At 29.3% G+C, this 18,392-nt stretch carries 11 protein-coding genes; 1 reads left to right on the top strand and 10 read right to left on the bottom strand.

Going from position 1 to position 18,392, the window contains the following annotated elements:
* Positions 1-6: 6 nt before the first annotated feature.
* The 6 genes from cimA to psyc5s11_RS01320 form a co-directional block, all read right to left on the bottom strand.
* Positions 7-1,602 (bottom strand): citramalate synthase, encoded by a 1,596-nt coding sequence (gene cimA / locus psyc5s11_RS01345; protein WP_224035877.1) that lies wholly within the window; start codon positions 1,600-1,602, stop codon positions 7-9.
* Between the two features lie 58 nt (positions 1,603-1,660).
* Positions 1,661-2,170 (bottom strand): acetolactate synthase small subunit, encoded by a 510-nt coding sequence (gene ilvN / locus psyc5s11_RS01340; protein ID WP_224035876.1) that lies wholly within the window; start codon positions 2,168-2,170, stop codon positions 1,661-1,663.
* A 560-nt stretch (positions 2,171-2,730) separates the two neighbouring features.
* Positions 2,731-3,144, bottom strand: a complete 414-nt coding sequence (locus psyc5s11_RS01335) for a hypothetical protein (RefSeq protein WP_224035875.1) — start codon at positions 3,142-3,144, stop codon at positions 2,731-2,733.
* 167 nt (positions 3,145-3,311) lie between these two features.
* Entirely contained in the window at positions 3,312-4,634 is a 1,323-nt protein-coding gene (locus tag psyc5s11_RS01330; protein WP_224035874.1) for a hemolysin family protein, read from the bottom strand.
* Positions 4,635-4,764: 130 nt separating this feature from the next.
* Entirely contained in the window at positions 4,765-6,282 is a 1,518-nt protein-coding gene (locus psyc5s11_RS01325) for a response regulator (RefSeq protein WP_224035873.1), read from the bottom strand.
* A 19-nt stretch (positions 6,283-6,301) separates the two neighbouring features.
* A complete protein-coding gene (locus psyc5s11_RS01320; protein ID WP_224035872.1) occupies positions 6,302-8,080 on the bottom strand; it encodes a cache domain-containing sensor histidine kinase in 1,779 nt (592 codons plus the stop codon).
* A gap of 254 nt (positions 8,081-8,334) precedes the next feature.
* Here psyc5s11_RS01320 and psyc5s11_RS01315 point away from each other — a divergent pair, with 254 nt between their 5' ends.
* Positions 8,335-10,380 carry a beta-galactosidase gene (locus tag psyc5s11_RS01315; RefSeq protein WP_224035871.1) on the top strand — a complete coding sequence of 682 codons (2,046 nt, stop codon included), beginning with the start codon at positions 8,335-8,337 and terminating at the stop codon, positions 10,378-10,380.
* Positions 10,381-10,506: 126 nt separating this feature from the next.
* Here the strand turns inward: psyc5s11_RS01315 and psyc5s11_RS01310 are convergent, their stop codons facing one another.
* The 4 genes from psyc5s11_RS01310 to yicI all read right to left on the bottom strand — a co-directional run bounded on the left by psyc5s11_RS01310 (position 10,507) and on the right by yicI (position 18,253).
* Positions 10,507-12,870, bottom strand: a complete 2,364-nt coding sequence (locus psyc5s11_RS01310; RefSeq protein ID WP_224035870.1) for a glycoside hydrolase family 95 protein — start codon at positions 12,868-12,870, stop codon at positions 10,507-10,509.
* A 99-nt stretch (positions 12,871-12,969) separates the two neighbouring features.
* Entirely contained in the window at positions 12,970-15,114 is a 2,145-nt protein-coding gene (locus tag psyc5s11_RS01305; protein ID WP_224035869.1) for a beta-glucosidase family protein, read from the bottom strand.
* Between the two features lie 14 nt (positions 15,115-15,128).
* Positions 15,129-15,827 (bottom strand): GDSL-type esterase/lipase family protein, encoded by a 699-nt coding sequence (locus psyc5s11_RS01300; protein ID WP_224035868.1) that lies wholly within the window; start codon positions 15,825-15,827, stop codon positions 15,129-15,131.
* Positions 15,828-15,904: 77 nt separating this feature from the next.
* Positions 15,905-18,253, bottom strand: coding sequence for an alpha-xylosidase (yicI, locus tag psyc5s11_RS01295; RefSeq protein ID WP_224035867.1), 2,349 nt, complete (start codon positions 18,251-18,253; stop codon positions 15,905-15,907).
* Between the last annotated feature and the right edge of the window lie 139 nt (positions 18,254-18,392).

Raw genomic sequence — 18,392 nt, 5'->3', positions numbered from 1 at the left:
ATCTCCTTAAAAATATGCTTTTACTTTTTTTTCAATATCTTTTATTAATTTATATTCTATTGAATCTACAAGTGCTATCCAACTGGCTTGGATTACGTCTCGAGATACCCCAACAGTACTCCAATTCTCAATCCCGTCTGTTGATTCAATTAAAACTCTTACTTTTGCCTCTGTAGCATTTTCCGAATCTAACACTCTAACCTTATAATCTACAAGTCGCGCTTGTTTGAGCTCTGGATAAAATACTTCAAGTGCTTTTCTGATAGCCTTATCTAGAGCATTTACTGGACCTTCACCTTCTGCTGCTGTCATTTCATTTTGTCCGTCAACAGTAATATTTATTACTGCTGTTGAACTAAAATCTTCAGAACCATAAGGTTGTTCTCCAATAATCTTAAAATGATTTAATTTAAAGAAGGGTTTATATTTGCCAATAATTTTTCTTATAACTAATTCAACAGTTCCTTCTGCCCCTTCAAATTGATAGCCTTCATATTCTAATTCTTTTAATCTATCAGTAATCTTTTGAACTGAAATATCATCTTTAGATATATTAGGGAATATCTTTTTTATTTCTTGCAATATTGTGCTTTTTCCACTAACTTCAGAAACTAAAAATCTTCTCTTATTACCAACAAGTTCGGGTTCTATGTGCTCATATGATTTTGGTGCTTTAGTTACTGCATCTATATGCATTCCACCCTTATGAGCAAATGATGAACTTCCCACAAAAGGAATTTGATCTGTCAATGTAATATTACATATTTCTGCAATATACCTAGCTGATTTTGTCAAATTGACTAGTTCATTATTGTTTAATATTTCATATCCAAGTTTTAATTTCAATATTGGTATTATTGCACTTAAATTAGCATTACCACATCGTTCTCCTATACCAATAAATGTTCCTTGGACTTGTCTTGATCCAGCTTCTACTGCCATAATCGAATTTGCAACTGCCATTCCCATATCATCATGACCATGAATACCTAATTCTATGGTTATTTGACCTTTTACAACCTTAGTTATATCATATATTTCTTGAGGTAAAGTGCCTCCATTAGTATCACATAAAACAACTACTTGTGCTCCAGCTTCTTCTGCTGCTTTTAATGTTGCTATTGCATAATCTTTATTTTCCTTATATCCATCATAAAAATGCTCTGCATCAAAAATTACTTCTTTTTTCTTTTTGCATAAATATTTAATTGTGTCCTTTATCATTTCAATATTTTCATCTAATGATGTTTTTATAATATCTGTGACTTGGAAATCCCATGCTTTTCCGAAGATAACAATTGTATCTGCTCCTGATGACAATAAATCTTTTAAGTTTTTATCATCTTCTGCATTAATATTAGGTTTCCTAGTTGATCCAAATGCCACTACCTTCGCCGTCTTAAGTTCTACATCCTTAAGCCTTTTAAAGAATTCCATATCTTTGGGATTTGATCCAGGGTTGCCAGCTTCAATATAATCAATCTGCATATCATCTAAAGCTTTCACTATTTTAATCTTATCTTCTAATGAAAATGAAATTCCTTGACCTTGAGCCCCATCTCTTAGAGTAGAATCAAATATTTTTACCTGATTCTGAGCCATATATTATTCTCCCCCTTTTTATTGCCTTATTGCCATTGTTTCATGAATTTATCTTACACTAATAACTTTCAATGGAATTCTTTATAGTCTTTTCTCCCCTTTGAAGTGCTGTAACCCCAGTTCTAACTAATTCCTCTATTCCGTATTCTTCCATCAAATTTATTAGTGCTGATATCTTCTCTTCATCCCCAGTTAATTCTATTGTTAAAGTGTCAGTAGATAAATCGATTATCTTACTTCTAAAAATCTTTACTGTTTCATTTATTGCTGCTCTATTTTCAGCATTTGCTTTTACTTTAATCAGTACTAGCTCTCTATAAACTGATTCATTAGCTTTAAAATCTATAACTCTTACTACATCTTCCAATTTGTTCAATTGTTTTTTTACTTGTTCTAATACATTTTCATCTCCCATGAGAGTAATCGTCATTCTTGAAATTGAAGGATTTTCAGTTCTACCAACAGTTAAACTGTCAATGTTATATCCTCTTCTTGAAAACAATCCACTAACTCTGCTTAAAACACCAGATGAATTCTTTACCAAAGCCGATAATACATGCTTTTCCATTGCCTCTCCCCCTTAAAAATAGTTAAAAAAATCCACCCTTAATGATATGAATCATAAGAAGTGGGATAATATTCCGCCTTATACAATATCACTAGGTTCTAACAAACCCTTGCATATAACGGATGCACACCGGATATCTTTTACTCAAGAAATTTTTTTCTCTTTCTGGATTCTGCTCAGGAGCGATAATTCTAAAGCTAAAGTATCGATTCTCACCAACCATCGACTCTCTGCAACTTTTCTACTAAATAATTTTCTCCATCTTAGCATTTAATAACTAAAGGACCTATTAAATTTTCTTTTCTCGTTAATGTAAATTTTACGCCCTGTTTTTACTATTGTCAACATTTTAATGTTATATTTTACATTATTGTTTTTTTGCTTATTTAATTCATGTACAAATTATCTATTTATCATTTATTCATTATTTATTTTATTCATTTATCAATAGTTTTATGACTTGTTTAATTGTTTTTAATATTTATATACTATTAATTAATAATTTAAATATGCTATTTTTTTATAAATTCTTCTAATAATTTAAATTTTAAATGCATTTTCTAATCATGCTCTCCATAGTTCTCCATAACATTAATTTCTTCAATCTGTGCTAAAATTGCATCTAAGCTATACTCATATATATTTAAATCTATTTTTGCTTCACATAATTTTGAAACAACTTCCTCTTTCTCTTCATCAAAAATCAATTCTTCTTTGAGCTTTTCAACTAACTCTTCTGTCTTATATACTTCACATTTTCCTTCTTGAACTCCTAATTGTGTAAATACATTAGCCCGAGGGTCTTCTCCACCAATTTCTGTAGCATCATTATATCCATCTTGATGAAGGGTTTGATCAAATTTCCTTTCATAATACATATTTATATATGCTTTGGTTGATTCTAAATCATTGAATCCCTTACAGTTCCCACTTGGCATCACTAATAAGTAATCATTATAAATTTCCTTATCCATATAATTGTCTCCTTTTATAAATACATTATTTTTATATTAATTTATTTATCCCCTTATTAATGACTTATTATTCACACAAAAAAGATGACATTACACTTAAATCAAATGCAATGCCATCTTTTTATATTAGGCACAATCAAAAAAATAACAAGTCCATGTGCCTTAATTTAATCTCTATTTTTTAACTTTATAAGAATCTTTTCGATTCTCTTCTCACCTAATTTATCTATTTCAAAAATTATATCGTTATATTCTATTATCTTATTATCATTTTCTGATGGAATATTACCAATTAAATTAATAAGAAATCCACTTATGGTATCAATATCCTCTAATTCAATATCTATATTAAGTTCATCATTTAATTCCTCTAAAGTAGTTAACCCATCTACTAAGAAAGTATTTTCGTCCACTTTCTTAATTCGTTCTTCACTACTATCATCTTCATCATTAATTTCTCCCATTATCTCTTCTATGAGGTCTTCTATGGTTATAATACCAGAAAACCCTCCATACTCATCGATTATGACAGCTATATGACGTTGTGATATTTGTAGTGATTTAAATAAATCTTGCACGTTCTTTCCTTCATGAACAAAGTATGGTTCTTTTAATATATCTTTAATATTTACATTATCAAAGCCTTTATTCTTAGCTTCAATTATAAAATCCTTCATATATAAAATACCTATTACATTATCTATATCATCTTCATATACTGGAATTCTTGAATATCTCATTTCCAATAATTCATCTAAATAAGAGCTTAATAACTCCTTAATGTTTATGCAATATACTTCTGTTCTAGGTGTCATAACTTTCTCAACTTTTTTATTATCAAATTCAAATATTCCCTCTATCATTTCTTTTTCTCTTTCATTTATAGCACCATGTTCTTCTCCTGATTCTATATATGATTTAAGTTCTTCTTTTGTTACTATGTCATCTAGATTTTCAGTATCCAATCCAATAAGCTTTACTATTAAAGATGTTGATATTGATAATATCTTTATAAATGGGGCTGCAATTTTAGAAATAATCATTATTGGTCTAAGAGATGCCATCGCTATATATTCAGTTTTTCTCAAAGCTATTCTCTTCGGAACCAATTCTCCAAATACTAATGTAAAATAGGATAATACAACTGTAACTCCTATAAATGCAATTTGCTGTCCATATGGTACATTCCTATTAATTAAAAAATCCCCCAATTGTTGTGATATTCCTGTAGCTGCGGAAGCACTCGCAAAAAATCCTGCAAGTGTTATTCCTACTTGAACTGTCGATAGAAATTTTGTTGGTTCTTCAATCAGTTTACAAAGCATTTTTGCTTTTTTATCTCCATCATTTGCTAACATCTTCATTTTGTTTTTGTTTACTGAAACAATTGACATCTCTGCTGATGAAAAAAATGCATTTACTAACGTTAATACAACTAAAAATAAAATTTGAGTAATCATATTAGTTGTCTGGGCTGATTCACCTTCCATTTTTTTCTCCTCCATAACATAAACATTTTATTTATATATTAACATAAATATTTTATTTATAATATATTTAATTATATTCTTTGTATAGATCACCATGAATGACATTCGATTTACTGAATACTTTTTTAATCTATACCTCTTTATCATATTGCTTCTTATAATTTAAAGGACTTGTGCCTACATATTTCTTAAATTTACTATGAAAATAATCTATATTTTTATACCCAACTTTTTCACAAACTTGATAAACCTTAAGCTTTTCTTCTACTAAAAGAGTTTTTGCTTTTTCTATTCTTACCTTATCCAAATAAGTGTTGAAATTTTCTCCAACAATACTTTTGAAAAGTTTACCCAAATATGCACTATTATAGTTAAATATTTCAGCCAAAGTCTCTAATTTTAAATCTTTGTAATAATTTTTATTCATATAATTAATTACCCTTTTAATAATGTTATCTGAGGATGTTGTTCCAATTTGTTCAGAAATGTAAGTGAATTTTTCCATTAAATAATCTATTGTACTTTTTAAACTTATTTTACTATAGATATTCTCTATTATTTCTTCATTACTTATAATGCTAATTTCACTTGAATCATAGTCATTAATTAATTTTTGCTTTAAATCTAAAAATATTTTTATAATCATAACCTTTATTTGTTCTTCTAAATAATTTCTTTGTATAAATAATTCCTCAATATTTCTAAATTCTAAATTTAGCTTTTCTATATCGTTAATATCAAAGTAACTATATATTTTAGATATAATTACATTAAAATCAGTTGAATTATCATTGGAATTTTCTTGAATATTTTCACATGAAATTATTCCTCTTTCTAAAAACAAAAATCTCTTTTCCATAAGCTGCTTGGCTTCTCTATAAGAAAATTTTATTTTATTTATATTATCAACTTCGTTTCCTAATGTTATAAATACTTGTTCTTTTAATTTTTCCTCTAATTTAGATTTTAATTCAATTATTATTCTATTTGTGCGATTACTGTTAAAATCCTTAAATAATATTAAAATAACTCTCTCTAATTTAATAATATCTATATCATTATAATTATATAATTGCTTCTTCACTAAGGTTTCTAATTTAATTCTGTTTCCTTCAATATCTACATCAGCTATTAGTGCAATTTGAAAATTCTCATGCTTATAATACCCTTCTTTTATGGGGTTATTTTCTTCTATGTCATCATTTTCGTCTAAAATTATATTTTTTATTTCATTGTATTTTAATAATTCTTTATTTATTTTCCATACTTTTTCATTATCTATTTCAGTTTTTAGCTCTAATACTATATCCAGCAATTCATCTTCATCAATAGGTTTTAAAATGTATGATTTAACACCATATTTAATTCCTGTTTTTGCATATTCAAAATTAGAATAACCACTAACGATTATAAATTTACCTGTAAATCCCGCTTCTCTTGCTTCTTTAATTACGTCGGTTCCAAGCTTACCTGGAAGTTTTATATCTATTAATACTATATCCGGATTTAGATTCATTATCTTATCAAATCCATCCTCAGCATCTTGCCCTTCTCCACATACTTGAAACCCATTTTCTTCCCATGGAACTATTTTCCTAAGCCCTCGTCTTACATTTGGCTCATCATCTACAATCAAAACATTTAACATTTAAAATACCTCCATTTTTTCATATAGGCAAATACAAAGTTGCACAAGTTCCTTTTCCGAATTCACTTTCTATGCTTAGTCCATATTCTTTTCCATAGTATATTTTTATTCTTTGATTTACATTAATCATTCCAATGCTTTTCCCATTACTATCCATATATAAAATTAACTTTTCATGTATTTCTTGTAACTTTTCTTGTTTCATGCCTACTCCATTATCCTTAACCTTTATTATCAAACATTGTTCTTCTTTTGATATATTAATCATAATAATACCTTTGTCCCTTTTCTCTTCAAGCCCATGAATAAAGGCATTTTCCACAACTGGTTGAAGTAATAATGGTAATATTTCATAGATATCCTTATTTATTGTATTATCTACATTTAATTCATATTTAACCATTCCCTCAAATCTCATTGCTTGTATCTGTAAATAACTCTCTATGAGATCCAATTCCGATTGAAGCGTCACCATTCTTCCACTAACTTCTAAGTTTCTCCTCATTATTTTCCCTAACTTCTTTACTATATCCGCTATTTCCTTGTCACCATTACAATAAGCCTTCATTCTGATTGTTTCTAAAGTATTATATAAGAAATGTGGATTTATCTGATTTGCAAGCATCTTAAATTCAGCTTCCTTTTGGCTTGCTCTTAATTTTTCTTTTTGTATTTTCTCTACATATACTTCCTCAATTAATTTTTTTATACTTTCTATCATAATATTTAAATCTTCATAAAGTTGTCCTATTTCATCAGTGCCATCAATGCTTTTCATCATGTAAAAATCCCCATTAACTACTCTGTGCATTTCTCTTCTTAAGATATCTATCCTATTTGATATGTTTTTAGAAAAATACATAATTACTATTAGTGCTAAAATAACTGTTGCTATTATAGCCGCTATACTGTTAACAATAACCTTATTAGTCTGGCTTGTAATTTGAGTTATTGGTAGTACAATAACTACCTTGAAATTATTTTCCAATGTTTTTTCTATTTTAAATGAATTCAATACCATATAACTTTCTTGATTATTGAAGTCGGCCCTTAAAACACGAATAGATTCGTCTTTTGATACTCGTATAATATTCTTTGTTAATTCTTTCTCATCAATTTTATAATCATCTTTTTGTAAAATTTTTTGCCCATCTAACAATATAATATTCTTTAATGGATCTGTATCTATTATTGCTTTTAATATACTAGGATTAATATTTATAACTAGAACTCCTATTTGCTTTCCATTACTATCTTTAATGCATCTAACTAAAGATAGATATTCAAGTCCAGTAAATTCATCTACAGTATGTCTCCATGCTATTTTCCCACTATTACTTATAGCCTTTTTATACCAATCTTCTTCTCTTGTCTTATCTGAAACCTTTAAAATTTCAGAAGTCCCAAGTATTGTTGGATTCTCTACATATACTGTTATACTTGAAAATTCCCTGTAATATTTTAAATAATTACGAAGTGTAGGGTAATTATAATATGCCTCTACAACTTCACCATCAGTTTGATACCTTTTACTCAAAATTGAATTTAACTTTTCATCTACATAAATAAGATCTGATACTTTAGTTGTTAAATTAAGTATTTCTTCTAGTCTATGTTGCATTATATTTGAATTATTTTCTGCTTCATCTATTGCCCTATTAACAACTATGTTTGTCATTTGTGTAGTTAAATAAGTTCCAACTATAGATACTGTTGCAATAGTAACTATAAGGTATGTTAATATTAATTTATTTTTTATTTTTATATTATTAATCACATTCTTTATTTTATACTTCATAATTTTTTAATCCCCTAAATTCATAAATACAAGTCTTAGAAAACCTTTACCGTGACTATTATAAACTATTTTTACTAAAAATAAAAATTGTTTTATAATTTGGAATTACCTCTAATATTATTTATTTAAATTTTTATTACCCAAAGCTGTATTCTCTAATTTTTCAAGCATTACTTGTATAATTTATATAGTATTTCAATTTACGAATTTATAGTAAACTATATTTGAATTATTATTGACAAGGAGGAGATATTTTGATTAATTCTAAATTGCCTTTTATTCTTTATGGTGGTGATTACAATCCTGATCAATGGCCACAAGAAATTATTGAAAAAGATATGCACTTATTAAAGCTTGCAAATATTAATATAGTAACACTTCCTGTTTTTAGTTGGGCTTTATTGCAACCTGATGAAGATACTTATAACTTTGAATGGCTTGATAAAATTTTTGATTTATTAAAACAGAATAATATATATGTGTGCCTTGCTACATCTACAGCTGCTCAACCTGCATGGATGTCTCGTAAATATCCTGAAATGCTTCCTGTAGACTTTCATGGAAGTAAACGTAAACATGGAGGAAGAGTTAAATTTTGTCCAAACAGTACCAAATATCGTGAATTATCCGTTAAGTTAGCAACAAAATTAGCAGAAAGATATAAGGATTATAGCAACTTAGCAATCTGGCATGTTGCAAATGAATATGATAACTACTGTTACTGCGGTCATTGCCAAGAAGAATTTAGACAATGGTTGAAAAACAGATATAAAACTATAGATAATTTAAACAATGCTTGGAATATGAATTTTTGGGGACATACTGTTTATTCTTGGGATGAAATAGTTGCACCTTCTGCCTTAAATGAAATGTGGGATGGTCCTAGTAAAACTTGTACTACCTTTCAAGGAATGGCATTAGATTATAACAGGTTTATGTCTGATTCTATACTTGCTTGTTATATTGGAGAATATAATGCAATAAAAAAAACCACTCCCGATATTAAAATAACAACTAATTTTATGGGTGCCTTTAAACCCTTGGATTACTTTAAATGGGCTGAATATATGGATGTAATATCTTGGGATAATTATCCTTCATATGGTGATTCACCTAGCAATGTTGCTATGAGTCATGATTTAATGAGAGGATTAAAATCTGGTGATTCATTTATGTTAATTGAACAAAGTCCAAGCCAAGCCAATTGGCAACCATATAATTCTGTTAAACGTCCTGGCGAAATGAAATTACAAAGCTATCAAGCATTAGCACACGGCGCTGATTCTGTCATGTTTTTTCAAATGAGGCAATCAATTGGAGCATGTGAAAAATATCATGCTGCTGTAATATCACATGCTGATAGTGAAAATACAAGAATATTCAAGGAATGCGCAGCTCTTGGTAAAGAATTAAACGCTCTAGGAGATAGTATCATAGATTCAAAATATAATTCTAAAGTTGGAATTATATTTGATTGGGATAATTGGTGGGCAGTAGAATTTTCTAGTGGACCTTCAATTGAATTAAAATACTTACCTCAAATACAAAAATATTATGCTGGTTTCCATAATAAAAATATTCCCGTTGATTTTGTTAAACCTAATGATGATTTTTCTAAATATGATATTATAATTGCTCCAGTGTTATATATGTTAAAAGATAATGTTGCTGATAATATTAAAAACTTTGTTTCAAAGGGTGGAACTTTCATAACAACTTTCTTTAGTGGATATGTTGATGAAAATGATAGAGTTAAAATTGGTGGCTATCCTTCTGAACTTAGAGATTTATTAGGGCTTTGGGTTGAAGAATTAGATGCATTACCTCCTGAAATAAATAATAGTATTCAAATGAATGGTTCCTTAGACAATTTTGATTATGAATATAAATGCAATATGCTATTTGATATTATAAACTTAGAAGGTGCAACTACACTTGGAACATATGGTTCAGATTTTTATAGAGGACGTCCCGTATTCACTTGCAATAAATACGGCAATGGTGATGCTTATTATATTGCTTCAAATCCTGAAACTAAGTTTGTAGATGATCTTGTAACTTATTTGGATTCTAAACATTCTTTATCTTTATCTTTAGGTTGTGATATTCAGTTTGGCACTGAAATAACTAAAAGAGTTAAGAATGATAAAAATATATTTTTTATATTAAATCATAATGATAAAAGTATTACCTTAAATCTTAAGAATAAATCATTTATAAATCTTATAACTAATGAAAATATTACTGATGATTTGTTATTAAATAGCAGAGATGTTTTTATATTAGAAGAAATAATTTAGTATCTCTACAAATTAACTTCATAATATATAGTAAAATAAGTAGAGAATAAGCATTATGTTCGTCAAAATGTTTATTCTCTACTATTATTATCAACATTATCAATTCTGAATATTTAATTTTATTTATTAAATAACTTTATATTCACGCCCTGAAATTGTTGTGAATTCTAATATGTTTTCAGTAATATCTTTAGCTTCTACCTGTAATTCACCACTTTTAACTTTAACTTTTCTGCTAAATTTAATCCTACATACATTGTCTATATTTGATTTTATTTTAGCTTCAGTCAATCTTCCTTTTTCCCATTTCATATCAACTTCAAAACCACCTCTAGCTTTTAATCCTTTTATATCACCCTTTTCCCATTCCTTAGGTAATGCTGGTAAAAAGTTTATATATCCTTCATGACTTTGTAATAACATTTCTGCAATTGCAGCTGTGCCGCCAAAGTTCCCATCAATTTGAAATGGAGAACATACGTTAAATAAATTTGAAAAAGTTAATTCCCTAAATAAAATCAGTAAATATTTATATGCTGATTCTGAATCCTTAAGTCTTGCAAATAGATTTATTACCCATGAACAGCTCCAGCCTGTATGTCCACCTCCGTTACTTAATCTTCTTTCTAAAGAAACTTTGCATGCTTCAAACAATTCCATTGTCTTTTCTTCACCTATATCGCTTCCTGGGTACACTCCAAATAAGTGAGATAAATGTCTATGTCCTACTTCAAACTCTTCAAAATCTTCGAACCACTCTTGAAGTTGTCCATGCTTGCCTATCTTATATGGATATAATTTCCCCTTTGCAACTTCTAATTCTTTACTAAATTCAATATCATTTTTCAAAACATCTATAGCTTTTATGCAATTAGTAAATAACTCTCTTGAAATAGCCATATCCATTGTAGATGCGATACTTGGTGAACATTTTTCTCCCTCATCTGTTAAAAAATTATTTTCTGGCGAAGTAGATGGACAAGTTACCAAGTATCCATTTTTATCAGTTACTAACCAATCTAGTAAAAATACTGCTGCACCTTTCATTGTTGGATATGCTTCCTCTAGAAAACTTTTATCTTGAGTAAACTCATAATGTTCCCAAAGATGACTACATAACCATGCTCCAGCCATAGGCCAATATGCCCATTCAACACTTCCTCCTGCTGGTGCTGCTTGTCTCCATAAATCTATGTTGTGATTTGCAGTCCATCCTCTACATCCATATCTCTGTTTAGCTGTTTTTTCTCCAGTTTCTGATACTTCCTTTATCATTCTAAATAATGGTTCATGACATTCTGATAAATTGCATATTTCTGCTGGCCAATAATTCATTTCTACATTTATATTAGTTGTATAATTACTACTCCAAGCTGGTCTTAAATCCTCATTCCAAATTCCTTGAAGATTAGCTGGCTGGCTTCCGAATCTTGAACTTGCTATTAAAAGATATCTACCATATTGAAAATACAATGATATTAATGATAAATCCTCATCTCCATTAACAACTCTTTCTAATCTTATATTAGTTGGAATTTTATAATTTTCATCACTTCCTAATTTTAAATTCACTCTATTAAATAATTCCGTATATTCTTTTAAATGAGATGAATATAAATTTTCAAAAGATTTTTCATCTATATTTTCTAAAGTTTCATTACATCGTTTTTCTACATCTTTTCCTTTTGTCCCAGCTTCACATTTAAATCCATTAAAGCTTGTATGTGCTATGACTTTGATTACTACACTATCTGCTTCTTGTATTTTAAGGACTCCATTTTCAGAATTAAAACTTCCACCACAAATTTTTACATTTACTAGAATTTCAAAGTCTATTCCCTTTTTATCATCATAAACAATTGGATTTTCTTCCTCTTCATAAGATGGCAAAGCATGTATTGGTGCTTTTCCTTTTAAAATTATCGAATCTTCATTTAGACTATCTGTATTAAATCGTAATAAACTATCTAAGGATGCATTAAACGTTAACTTGCCCTTTTCACTTGCAGTAATATTTATTATAATTGCATTATCTGGTGCAGAAATAAATACTGTTCTTCTAAATTCTACTTTATTTATCTTATATTTAACTCTGACAACACCCTGTTCTAAATCTAACTCTCTCTTATATTCTTCATAAGAATCGGCATTTTCAAAGTCTAAATATAAATTACCCATGGGCGCATAAGATTCATTCCAAGGTCCAAGTAACTTTTCATTTATTATGTCTTGGCCCTTAATATACTCACCTTTGAACATTAGCTTTCTTACTTCATCTAAATCTTCTAAAAATAATCCACAGCTTTCTTCTTTTATTGGCACACCTGCCCACAATGTGTCCTCATTAAGTTGAATTCTTTCTTTTGAGACATTTCCAAAAACCATACTCCCTAATCTTCCATTACCTAAAGGAAGTGCTTCTATCCATTCTTTTGCCGGTTGTTCATACCATATTTTTAGTTTACTATCTTCTATTTCATTATTATTCATATAAAAAATCTCCTCTATACACTCTCATTTCTTCTAATAAAAATATACTCAGAATAATCTAGATACATTCTTCTGAGCTTTAAATTATTCAATATTAAACTAAAATTTATAGCTTGATCCTACATTTATTTCACTTTGTAATCTAATATCATTTGAAGAGCTGCCTATAAGAATTTCAAATTTTCCTTCTTCAACTGTCCATTTTTTATCATCTACACAATAAAATGCAAAAGCCTTTTTATCTAACTTAATTTCAACTTCTTTAGTTTCACCAGCTTCTAAATAAACTTTATCAAATCCTTTTAGTTCTATTTTAGGTCTTTCTACTGATGCTTCTAAATCACTTACATAAAGTTGAGTAACTTCTAATCCTGTCTTATCTCCTACATTTGTCACTTCAAACTTTACTGATATATCAATATTTTCTAATTCTTCATTAATTGATATATTTAAATCATCATATTTAAATTCTGTATATGAAAGTCCATGACCAAAACAGAACAGTGGCTCTACATCATAACTTGAAAAATATCTATATCCAACGTAAATTCCCTCAGTATATTTAACTGTTTCACTTCCTGGAAATTCTCCTATCTTATGTGCTGGAGAATCTTCTAATGCTTTTGGGAATGTAATTGGCAATTTTCCCGAAGGATTAACAGCTCCAAAAAGCACTTCTGCTAGTGCTCTTCCGCCTTCCATACCATTGTACCAAGTTTGAATTATAGCATTTGCTTCATCTACCCATTCTGTCATCTCAATAGCTGATCCAGTAAGCATTACTACAACTGCATTATTATTAACTTCTAATACACGTTTAATTAATTCATCTTGTTCATAAGGAAGTTTCAAATCGCTCTTATCATATCCTTCACTATCAATTCTATGTTTTACTTCTTCCTCCTTATTTACTGAAAGTGCATTATTTTCTAATTGAAGATCATCTGCAACATGCTTTAATCCACCTACAATTATTACTGCATCAGATACTTTAGCAAGTTCAACAGCTTCTTTAATTAATTTTTCTTTACTTGATAAATCCGAACTATATCCTTTTGCATATTTTATATCCGTTTGTCCACCAAGTATCATCTTTAATCCAAGAAGTGGTGTTATTTCATATAAAGCTTTAATTTCTGCACTACCACCGCCATTTGAGTGAATTATATTTGCATTTTCACCAATTACAGCTAATGTCTTTACCTTCTTAGAATTTAATGGAAGAATATTATTTTTATTCTTTAATAATGCTATAGACTCTCTAGCAACATCTAAAGTTACTTGTCTATGTTCTGGTGCATTATAGTTTCCTCTTTTTCTATCTTCTGAGAATACATTTACTTTATACATTAACCTTAGTATTCTTCTTACCTTTTCATTTATAACCTCTTCTTTTACTCTTCCTTCTTTTACTGCTTTTATTAAAGGATTTGCAAAAAAATAATCATCAAAGTTAAAGGTAACACTCATTTCTATATCCATACCTGCATTTGCTGCAAGTTCAGTATTATTTACTGCACTCCAGTCTGATACAACAACTCCATCAAACTCCCATTCTTCTTTTAAAATACCTTGTAATAATTCTTTATTATTTGAACAGTGATATCCAAACAGTTTGTTGTATGCGCACATTATTGAATATGCATCGCCTTCTTTTACTGCCATTTCAAAAGCTGGCAAATATATTTCTCTAAAAGTTCTTTCATCTACTATAGCTTCAACATTTAATCTTTCTGTTTCTTGATTATTAACAGCAAAATGCTTTACACATACTGATACATCGTTGTTTTCTTGAACTCCTCTTATGAAAGGCACTGCCATTCTTCCTGTTAGATAAGGATCTTCTGACATATATTCAAAGTTTCTTCCACAAAGAGGACTTCTAATTATATTGATTCCAGGTCCAAGTATTATGTCCTTACCTCTTCCTCTCGCTTCACTTCCAAGTACTTCTCCACTCCTATGAGCTAACTCCGTATTCCAAGTTGATGCTAATGCCAGACTGCATGGAAGATAAGTAACATAATCATCCGAATTTCCTATTGGAGTCCAACTGTCATCTGGGAATTCATTTCTAACTCCTATTGGACCATCAGACATTTTTATAGGTGGTATATTTAATCTCTTAATTCCCTCAGTTCTAAAGAGTCCATTTCCATGACACATACCAACTTTTTCTTCAAGAGTTAATTCTGCTATTAGTTCTTCTATTTTTTCTTCATTATTCAGTGTAGCTTTAATCATAATTAGTTGCCTCCTTAAAATTCGATATCATTACTTGACAATGTTTCCTTTAAAATTTTCATCATTAGATTATAACCTTCTGTATTGGGATGCAATCCTTCAAATGTCAATCCATCTTTAACACGAATATCTCCTTCTTCTACGAATTCTGAATAATAATCTACATAAATCAAATTTTCTTCTTCACATAATCTCCTTAATTTACTATTAACTTCTTCAACATAAATATTTCTCTCTTTATTTCTATTTGTAAAAGTCATATTTGTTGGTAGTATTGAACACATTATAAGATTTATATTACTTGACTTTGCCTTATCAGACATTTCTTTAATATTCTCATAAGCTCTTTTTACTGCAGCTTCTACAGACATTCCTTCTGTTTGACTCCATGGCTCATATTCTAAATCCCAAGCATCATTAACACCAATCAAAAGTATGCAGTGTTTGGGCTTAAGTTGTATTACATCTGCATCAAATCTTTTTAATACATACTCTGTACTGTCTCCTGAAATACCTCTATTTAAAATCATTTTATTGCTTCTACCTAAATAAGCATTAATCTCACAATTATCAGTTATAGAATCACCCATAAATACAAAGTCAACATCAACATTGTCCTCTACTATAATTGTATTTTTTGTGTTAAATTCGCCTCTTTTATTGTCTGCTGATACTTGTTTTGAAAAAAATCCTGGATCTATTATTTTACTCATTGTTAATATCCCTCCAAAATATTTCTATTATTGCTAACTATTAATTTTCAGTATTTTATTAATACTTCCATCAATAATTAACCTAAGTGACATACAACCTTACTGTTTACTGATTTTATCATTATATTTGTGTCATTTCCTTCTATCTTAAATTCCGCTCCATCAACCTTAGTTATATTTACTAGATTTTTTAGAACAAGAGTCCAAGCTGAATCTGTTCCTGTTGCTTCTATATTGATTGTATTTCCATGTCTTAATGCTTGAACTTCAAGCATTTCATTTCTGTTCATATCTAAAACTTTTGTAGTAGCTTTAGTATCATTTTGCAACTGATAAGCTAATACTTTTACATCTTGTCTATAATCATAATCTGGCACTATATCTTTATGTCCTATTGCTACTAGACTATTTTCTTTTACCATCATAGGTATACTTAGGTAGTCATGTTTTTCTTTAATCCATGTTCCACCATCATATTTTTTACCAGTAATATAATTAGTCCATTTTCCTTTTGGTAAATAGTAACTAGCTTCTCCGTCTTCATTAAATATAGGAGCTACTAAAATTGAATCTCCAAGCATATATTGTTTATCTAAATAAGTACATGCTGGATCATCTTGAAATTCTAATATCATAGATCTCATTACCGGAATTCCTTTTGTATGAGCTGTATTAGCGGTTTTATATAAATATGGCATTATACTGCATTTTAATTTACTAAAGAATTTCACTATGTCTGAAGCTTCTTCATCGTATGCCCATGGCACTCTATATGATGTACTACCGTGTAATCTACTGTGAGATGATAATAATCCAAAGGCAACCCATCTCTTATAAACATCAGCAGTAGATGTGCTTTCAAAACCACCTATATCATGACTCCAGAATCCAAAACCTGACATGCATAATGATAATCCACCTCTTAAACTTTCAGCCATTGATTCATAATCAGATTCACAGTCTCCACCCCAATGCACTGGGAATTGTTGTCCTCCTGTTGTAGCAGATCTTGCAAATACAACTGCTTCATTTTCACCTTTAACTTCTTTAATCGTTTCAAAGACAACCTTGTTGTACATTTGAGTGTAGTAATTATGCATCTTATATGGATCTGAACCATCAAAGTAAACTGCATCTGTTGGTATACGTTCACCAAAATCAGTCTTGAAGCAGTCAACGCCCATTGCCATTAATTCTTTTAATTTTCCTGAATACCAGGCGCTAGCTGCTGGATTTGTGAAATCTACAATCGCCATTGCTGGTTGCCACATATCCCATTGCCATACATCTCCGTTTGCCTTCTTTATGAAATATCCGTTTGCTTTTCCTTCTTCAAATAGTTTTGATTCTTGTGCTATATATGGGTTAATCCAAACACAAATATTCAAATCTTTCTCTTTTAATCTCTTAAGCATTCCTTTTGGATCTGGGAACACTCTGCTATCCCATTCAAAATCGCACCAGTTAAATTCTTTCATCCAGAAACAGTCAAAATGGAATACTCTAAGTGGAATATCTCTATCTTTCATTCCATTTACAAATTCATTTACAGTTGCTTCATCATAATTTGTAGTAAATGATGTGGATAGCCATAATCCAAATGACCATGCTGGTGGCATTGCTGGTTTTCCTGTTAAGCTTGTATAGTTTTCAATTACTTCTTTCATTGATTCTCCACCAATAATAAAGTAATCTAAACATTCTCCAGTCACACTAAATTGAACCTTAGTAACCTTTTCTGAACCTACTTCAAAAGAAACTTTTTCTGGATGATTTACAAACACACCATATCCTTTATTAGTAAGGTAGAATGGAATATTCTTATAAGATTGTTCAGTACTTGTCCCACCATCTTCGTTCCATGCCTCTATTGTTTGTCCATTCTTTACAAATGGAGTAAATCTTTCTCCCAAACCATATACTAATTCACCTACAGATAATTGTAGCTGTTCTCTCATATAGATGCCTTTATCTGAAGCTTCTAAGAAGTCAGTTTCTGGTTCAGTTTTTACATAAGCTAATCCTCTACTTTTACTTGAAGTCAATTTTTGATTTCCTCTGTAAAAACTCATTTCTACAGTATTTTTATCATATTCTAATTTAAGATTTCCTGATTTGAATATAACCATATTTTCATTTTCTTCTATTAGAACTTTAGTATTTTCATTTTTATAAAGCTCAAAGCTTGGGCTTTTCTTTTCCTCTCCCATATAATGATAAGCTCTTACTCTAATAACATTTTCCATTGGTGATGAAATTTTATATGTTATAACTGGACCTCCAAGAGTGCAACCTCTGTTATATATTTTATTGCAAGGTGTATATATTGTTAAAAGATTTTCTTCGATTTTTGTACTATAAATTTCTTGTGGACTAAATGTCTCAACACCTGATTTATTTAACCAACAACCATTACTAAATTTCATATTAACACTCCTTTATATATTGTCACTTTTTAATTTATACTAATTTTAATTACTCTAATATAATTATGCATTCATTATACAGCGCCATTTTGTAACCGTATACTGAAGAAATTTCATATGTTTTATCTTAACTATTAGT

Source organism: Clostridium gelidum, assembly GCF_019977655.1.
GTDB lineage: Bacteria > Bacillota > Clostridia > Clostridiales > Clostridiaceae > Clostridium > Clostridium gelidum.
This window is presented reverse-complemented; position numbering and strand designations above follow the sequence as displayed.